Source organism: Aureivirga sp. CE67, assembly GCF_015767245.1.
GTDB lineage: Bacteria > Bacteroidota > Bacteroidia > Flavobacteriales > Flavobacteriaceae > Aureivirga.
The window spans coordinates 33,732-41,469 of sequence record NZ_JADOTV010000030.1; the positions used below are offsets into that span (position 1 = coordinate 33,732).

Annotated in this window: 4 protein-coding genes; 3 read left to right on the forward strand and 1 reads right to left on the reverse strand. The window is 30.8% G+C overall.

From position 1 onward, the window contains the following. Positions 1 to 241 precede the first annotated feature (241 nt). Positions 242 to 943: a hypothetical protein gene (locus I0K12_RS20725; protein ID WP_196890099.1), complete on the reverse strand. Its 702-nt coding sequence runs from the start codon at positions 941 to 943 to the stop codon at positions 242 to 244. Positions 944 to 1,085: 142 nt separating this feature from the next. Between I0K12_RS20725 and I0K12_RS20730 the strand changes: the two genes are divergently transcribed. The 3 genes from I0K12_RS20730 to I0K12_RS20740 form a co-directional block, all read left to right on the forward strand. Beyond that, positions 1,086 to 1,697, forward strand: coding sequence for a hypothetical protein (locus I0K12_RS20730; RefSeq protein WP_196890100.1), 612 nt, complete (start codon positions 1,086 to 1,088; stop codon positions 1,695 to 1,697). 17 nt (positions 1,698 to 1,714) lie between these two features. Beyond that, positions 1,715 to 2,068: a hypothetical protein gene (locus I0K12_RS20735; protein ID WP_196890101.1), complete on the forward strand. Its 354-nt coding sequence runs from the start codon at positions 1,715 to 1,717 to the stop codon at positions 2,066 to 2,068. A gap of 608 nt (positions 2,069 to 2,676) precedes the next feature. Next, positions 2,677 to 7,738 (forward strand): DUF6923 family protein (locus tag I0K12_RS20740; protein WP_196890102.1); only part of this gene is annotated, 5,062 nt, incomplete at its 3' end.

Consider the following 7,738-nt stretch of genomic DNA (forward strand, 5'->3'; position numbering starts at 1 on the left):
TATTCTAATAAATTATTTTTTTATACTTCCATCATTTTTCTACCCAAAAAATGTTGCCGGTGAAGAATATTGTAATACGCCGATGTTAGGGATATATTTTGCCTTTTGGATTTTGGGGCCAGGTAGTACAATAATTATTCATTTTATAATGTTTCTCATAATCTTTATTAAAAATAAAATAAAAAAATAATGCATTTAAGTAAAAGTTCTTAAATGCATTGTATAAAATATGTTGTGAATTTTATTTCGTGTTAATTAAAACTTTAAAAGGTTTGTTATTAAAAGTTGACATAAAAACGATTTCACTTCTTTTGATTTTTGAATTTAAATCACCTGCTCGAATAATTAATTCTCTATCAATAGAAACAATTTCATTTTTAGTGTCAATTTTTAACCAATTTTCATCATAAACAATATAGTAAGCTCCGTCAATTTCAAAAAATACTTTTTCATTACCTTCAGCTTCTTTTCTTATTTGTTCATCTATAGAATTAATTTTTTTTAAGAATTTTAATTTGTTAGAAACATTTTTATAGGAATTATCATTGGTCATTTCTAAATTATTGAAAACTTTAGTTGTTTTCGAATTCTTTTTTTTCAGATCAGAAATAAAAGCCACTTTAATTCCTTTTCCAAAATTTCCCCAATTTTCTTTGATAATAATTGTTTCATAGTTCTTCTTTTTTACAGAGAAAAAGATTGAAAGATTCCCTTCATTTTTTTGTTTTAGTTCTACGTTGAAATATCCTTTACTGTCTGTAATACCCAGTAGATTTGATTTGTTATCAAAAATTTCAGCATCTTTTAAAGGGGATGAATTTTCAGTGTCAAGTATCAAACCTCCAATTTCAATAGTTCTGATATTTGTGTTTTTTCCTTGTGCATAAGAAGTGATACTAATAGTAATCAGTAAGCATAGCAAAATTAGTTTCTTCAATTTCATAATTGTATTTTTAAATTAAACGAATTTACTTTTTTTATTTAGATTATCAAAAATGTAATTTCTTCTATTATAACAAATTCATTAATCTAATGATTACAGGCACAAATTTTGATATTAAAAATCAAAATTTTAAAAATTGAGTATGAAAAAATATTACTTTCTGTTTTCTTTTTTAGCTGTCTTATTAAGCTTTTTGAGCTGTGAGAAATCAAAACCTTTAAAAATAAATGGATATGGAAATTTGAAAAAAGATAGTTTAAGTGTAGCTCTAAATTTAGAGGATTTTTCTTCTTTTAATGAATTGTTAAATAAAATAGATTCTGTTTTTTGTACGGATAGTGTACCTAAAATTGTTTTTGAAAATAAAGGAGAGTTAAAATCGATAATTCCTTATGGAGCTTGCAGTCAAATAAGAAAACCATTCTTATTAAAATTGAAAAATACTATACAAATTTCAAATGATTCTATTTTTAAATATTATGACTATTTATTTCCGTTAGATAGTTTGAAAATCATTATGCGAAAAGATTTATTGAATAATGAGGAAGATGAAAGATATTGTCAGAGTCCCAAAAAATATTTGATTTGGGTTCATGTTGATGAGGAGAATTTGCAAGATTTATCTAAAACATTAGATGTATTGACAGAAATTTATGAGGAGATAATGAATGATAAGAATATTCAAATTGAATTTGATATATTTGATAAAGTACCTATTCCACCGCCACCTCCGCAATTACTAAGTGATTTTTGAGAATTTAAGAAAAGATTATGATGAAAATAGAAAATAAAGAAACTTTATTAAAAATAATGAAAACAGAAGATTTTTATGTGGAATGGATTGTAACTTCTGATATTGGTCCAGATTGGATTGGGAGTTATCGTTCTTTTGAGTTTTTTATTGGTCAAAAAGAAATTGAAGAAACTCCATTCATTGAAAAAATTTCAAAACAAATGATTGATTTGATTAAAATCCCTGAAACGTCTGAAGATCATGTAATTTATGGCGAAGCAGGCTTCTTTTTAGAAAATGAGCAGCTCAAATTGAATTATGATTGGTATGCTGCAATTCCTTATCAAAATGCTGATTTTTCTAAAGCAGGAACAATAACAATAAATCTCTAAATGCTCTATTATTTTAAAGAAAATTGAATAGAATAAAATCACAGTTAAGAATTGCTCTTTTTGACTAATCTTCAATAAAGATTTCAATAATCTAAAAATCAACTATTTCCTGTTTTTAAAAGTTATAAACTGTAATCAATTAATTTATCTATTTGATTATTAGGGTTTTATTTATTTTCTAGTGTTTGATTTAAAATGCCTAAGCTTTGCGTTATTCTCGATTTAATAAAAGGTTTAAAGTTATTGTGTTGATATTCTGAATGTTTAATTAAATGTAAGTTATTTGTTTATATTAATGTTAAATTATTATCAATATTCTAAAATGTTAATTTTTTAACATTTGTTAACAATTTGTTTTGTTATTTATGTTTACTTAAAAAATATAGCTTTAAAGGTTAATTATTGGTAATATTAAAGTGTAAGTATTAATTAATTATATGTGAAATGATGTCATTTTTTGGTATGTAAAATATAATTATTATTCAGATTATGAGTCTTTTAATATATTTGCGTCAATTAAACTGGGTTAATTATAATTTGATTTAGAATTAATCTAAGTATTGAAAAGTTTTTTTAAAAAAACGATTATAAATTAAAAGTCCTTACGTATGAAGAGAATACTACTTTTACTCTTTTTCTTTTTTCACATGATTGTTGGGTACTCTCAGCAGAAGAAAGATGGAGACATTACGATTACTCAAGAAAATGTCTGTTTGAACAGGTATACAAGAGTGACAGCTGATGTGCCTGCTGGAACAAATTCGGTGACAGTTGAAGATATTAATCAGTTAAACGATAGTTTTCATGATTTCTTATCAGATGATGACCCACTAACTTCAGGATTAAATGAAAAAAGAAGATTTCAAACAAATACTTTTAAATCAAACACATTAGAACCAGGTGATTTGATATTGTTATATCAAGCACAAGGAGCTCAGATTAATACTTCAAATACTTGGGATTATGGAGCTGTAACTGATTATAATAATTCAGGAACATATGAGTTTGCTTATGTTTATGAAGTAAGTGGAAATACTATTACTTTAAGTTGTAATCTTGAGAATTCTTTTTTCTCAGCAAATTATACACAAGTAGTTCGAATTCCTCAATATTATAATATGACAATTGATGCTGGAGCTTCTGTTGCAGCAAATCAATGGGGAAGTCCAAAGTTTGGAGGAGCAGATCCTTCAGCTATTGAAAGAAGAAAAGGAGGAATTGTTGCTTTTCTTGCAGAGAGTTTAGTGAATAATGGAAAAGTTCATGCAGATTTTTCTGGTTTCCGTGGAGGAACAAGAGAAAACAACTCTAATGGAAGCGGAGTTGCATTTAATACAATATTTAGAACAACAAATTCATATGAATCTGCTGAAAAAGGAGAAGGAATTGCAGGATATAGAGATGATTATGACGGTTTAGGAGGAAGATATGGACGTGGAGCAGCTGCCAATGGTGGAGGTGGAGGAAACTCTCACAACGCCGGAGGAGGTGGAGGAGCCAACGGAGGAGTTCCTGCTAACTGGTTCAGAGGTTCAGGAGTTATGAATGATTTCTCTGGAGAATCAGGAGCTTGTGGAACCCCTGGTGCTTGGGCTCTAGATCCAGAATATATTGCTTTTGGAGGTTTGACTAATTCTTCTGGAGGAGGAAGAGGAGGATATACTTATTCTAGCTCAAATTCCGCAGATCCTTGTGTTTTAGGTCCTTCTTACGGAGCAGGATATATTGGAGCAAATAATCCGGTTAATCAAGTTCATAATACTGGATGGGCTGGAAACCAAAGAAAAGCTCTTGGAGGGCTTGGAGGTAGACCAGTAGTTACTGCAAGTTATGATAATCAAATCTTCCTTGGAGGAGGAGGAGGAGCCGGAGATGGAAATAATAACGCCAACAATGATGGTGGTGATGGTGGAGGAATTGTTTTATTAACAGTTCAAAATGCTATTTCAGGAAATGGAGAAATTACTTCAAACGGACAAGAAGGATACCGAACAATTTCAGGAGGAAATGATGCTCCTGGAGGAGGAGGAGCTGGAGGTACTATTTTAGTGCAAGCTTCAAATATTTCAGGTACTATTTCTATTATTGCTGAAGGTGGTGATGGAGGAGATCAGTTTATAAATGGACCAGAAGCCGAAGGACCAGGAGGTGGAGGTGGAGGTGGAGTTATTTCCATTTCTGCAGCTTCAGATTCTTCCATAAAAAGTGTTGGTGGAGGTGTAAATGGAACTACAACTTCAAGTCCAATGGAAGATAAATTTAAAGCTAATGGTGCAACAAGTGGAAATACAGGAACGATTACTATTGTTACTATCAATTTTGATGAGCTTGTTTGTAAATTAGAATTAGAAGCGAAGAAATCTTATAATATTATTGATTTAGATGGAAATGGTGTTGATGCTGGAGATAGAATTGAATATACAATTACCATAGCAAATAATAGTGATGTTGTAATTAATGACATCAAATTAAAAGATGTTTTTCAAGATGGAAACGGAAATACTTTAGAGTTTTATCATAATCCAGGAGAGACTTATTCTTCGGATTATTCAAATGCTGAAGTAACAGATGATAATGTAGATATTGTTAGTTTAAATGTAGATGATTCTATTACATTTAAAATGTATTATGAAATTACACAAAGTGATATTGATTCAGGAGGAATTCAAAATAAAGTTTCTGTAGAAGGTGTTAGTTCTGGTGGTTATGATGTTTCAGATGATAGTGATGATGCAGATGATACAGATGGAAATTACACAGATGATCTTACAGAAACTACTTTCCCTCAAAACCCTTCAGTTGAAGCAGAAAAAACGGTTAAGTTTACAGATAATGGAGATGGGATTTTAGGAGCAGGAGATATTTTAGAATATTCAATTGTAGTTGTAAACACAGGAAATGTTACACTTAATGATGTAACTCTAGTAGATACTTTTACAGATTTTAATAATAATGTAATTCCTTTGACTCCGGTTTTTCAATCTTCTACTTTTGGAAGTATGGAAGGTGTTTTGATTGTTGATGAAATAGCAACGTATTCTGTTAATTATACGATTACAGCTACAGATGCTGGGAATTTAGGTTTAAGAAATTCTGTAACAGTAAATGCAAAATCACCTACAAGCTCAACTTTTGATGTAACAGATGTTAGTGATGACGGAGATGATGATGATGGAAATACAGAAGACGATCCTACAGAAGTTTCAATAGGTCAAGTTGCTGTAAATCCACAAGAGCCTTTTAATTGTCCGCCAAAATTTTTCCAAGTTTTAACAGATCAGTTATATGAATTAGATCCAGTTTCAGGAAATTATTTACCAATTGGACCAGCTGCAGATTTTAGATATAATGCTTTAGCTTATAATGAAGCAGATAGTTATTTATATGCTGTTGTTAGAGAAGCTACTTCAGGTGATACGGATTCATACGGAACTACAGTAAATAATAATGATATTATTAAAATTGGTAAGAATGGTTTAACTAAACTAACTTATACAATTAGTACTGCAGGGTTTGATTATTTAAATGCCTCGGATATTACAGATAATAAATTTTACATAAGGTCTGGGAATACAAATCAAGTTTTTAGAATTGATTTGAGTACAGCAGGAACTTCAGCAAATGCTGTTCTAATTGCTACAGGTTTTGGAACTGCAGATTTATCTATTGTTGATAATACTATTTATGGTTTAGGAAATAATAAATTGTATAAAATAGAAAATATTTCAACTCTTGATGGGGCTTCTGTTGCAACGACTATTCAAGTACCAATTGCGCAATGTGATGGAACGCCAATTCCTTCTGTGAAAGGTTATGGAGCAAGTTTCGTTGAAAATTCAGATAAATTATATTTTTCATATAATGGAGTTTCAGGAGAGAATGGAGAATTATTTTCTATAATCGATTATGATACAGCAACACCTTGTGCGATTAAGCTAATTGATACGCAACAAACATCTCAAAACGATGGAGCAAGTTGTCCTACAGCAATTGTATTTAGATCTGATTTTGGAGATGCACCAGATGCTTTGGCTGGAACTGCAGTAGGAAATTATCAAACTACTTTAAATGATAATGGTGCAGAACACCTTGAATTAAAAGGAGGTCTTTATCTTGGGACTTCTATTGATTTTGAAACGGACGCTTCACAAAATGCTACTGCAACAGGAGATTTTGATGATGCAGTGAAAATTTCAGGAACTACGCTTCAAGATTATGTTTTATATAAAAATGAATCTTATGATTTCACAATTCCAGTTCAAAAAGGATCTACAATTGATAACGCTTATGTTTCCGTTTGGATTGACTTTAATCAAAATGGAAGTTTTGAGGATGCAGGTGAAAAAGTGGAAACCGATGTTTTAGTTTCAACGACTGGCCTTACAACTTTAACTCAAAATATTGCAATTCCAAATACAGCTTTAGATGGTAATACTTTTGCGAGAGTAAGAGTTTCTTCAACTCAAAATATTGCTTCTACAGGAGTTGCTCCAGATGGAGAAGTTGAAGATTATAGAGTTTTTATTGCAAACTCTTCAATTGAAATCACTAAGACAATAAATACTTCAGGATCTAATTTGAATGATGTAATTGTTTATGATTTAACGATTGAAAATACAGGAAATGTAACGCTAACAGATATTGAGATTGCAGATGCAAATGCGGATGCAAATTCTCTAGTTATTTCAAATACAATTGATACCGATGGAGATTTAGATATTGATTCATTAAATGCTGGAGAATCTGTAACTGTTACAATTTCTCAAACAATTACACAAGCGCATCTTAATGCAGGAGAAGTTTCGAATCAAGCGACTGTAACTGGAAAAGATCCAAATAATTCAGATGTAACAGATACTTCAGATGATGGAGATGATACAGATGGAAACACAGAGGATGATGCTACGATTACTATTTTAAACCAAAACGGAAGTATTGAAATTACTAAAACAATAAATACTTCGGGATCTAATTTGAATGATGTAATTGTTTATGATTTAACGATTGAAAATACAGGAAATGTAACGCTAACAGATATTGAGATTTCAGATGCAAATGCGGATGCAAATTCTCTAGTTATTTCAAATACAATTGATACCGATGGAGATTTAGATATTGATTCATTAAATGCTGGAGAATCTGTAACTGTTACAATTTCTCAAACAATTACACAAGCGCATCTTAATGCTGGAGAGGTTACGAATCAAGCGACTGTAACTGGAAAAGATCCAAATAATTCAGATGTAACAGATACTTCGGATGATGGAGATGATAGTGATGGAAACACAGAGGATGATGCTACGATTACGAATTTAACTCAAAATGGAAGTATAGAGATTACAACAAATGATGTTTTAGATTTAGGAGCGGATGGCGTTTTAAATGCAGGAGATATAATCACTTATACGGTTGTTGTTTCAAATAATGGAAATGTGACTTTAAGTGATATTTCTGTTACAGACACTGGAATTGACTTTGGAACGAATCCAACGACTACTTCAACATTAGCAGTAGGAACTTCAGAAACATTTACAGGAACTTATGTACTTACGCAAGCAGATATTGATGCTGGAAATTATACAGTGCAATCTTCTGTAACTTCAACTTTACCTGATGGTGTCACAGTTATTGAAGATACACTTTCTGATGATCCAGAAGATGCAACAACAG

Coding starts and splice junctions, on each gene's coding strand:
- I0K12_RS20725 (WP_196890099.1), bottom strand. CDS start 943: ATGAAATTGAAGAAACTAATTTTGCTATGCTTACTGATTACTATTAGT.
- I0K12_RS20730 (WP_196890100.1), top strand. CDS start 1,086: ATGAAAAAATATTACTTTCTGTTTTCTTTTTTAGCTGTCTTATTAAGC.
- I0K12_RS20735 (WP_196890101.1), top strand. CDS start 1,715: ATGATGAAAATAGAAAATAAAGAAACTTTATTAAAAATAATGAAAACA.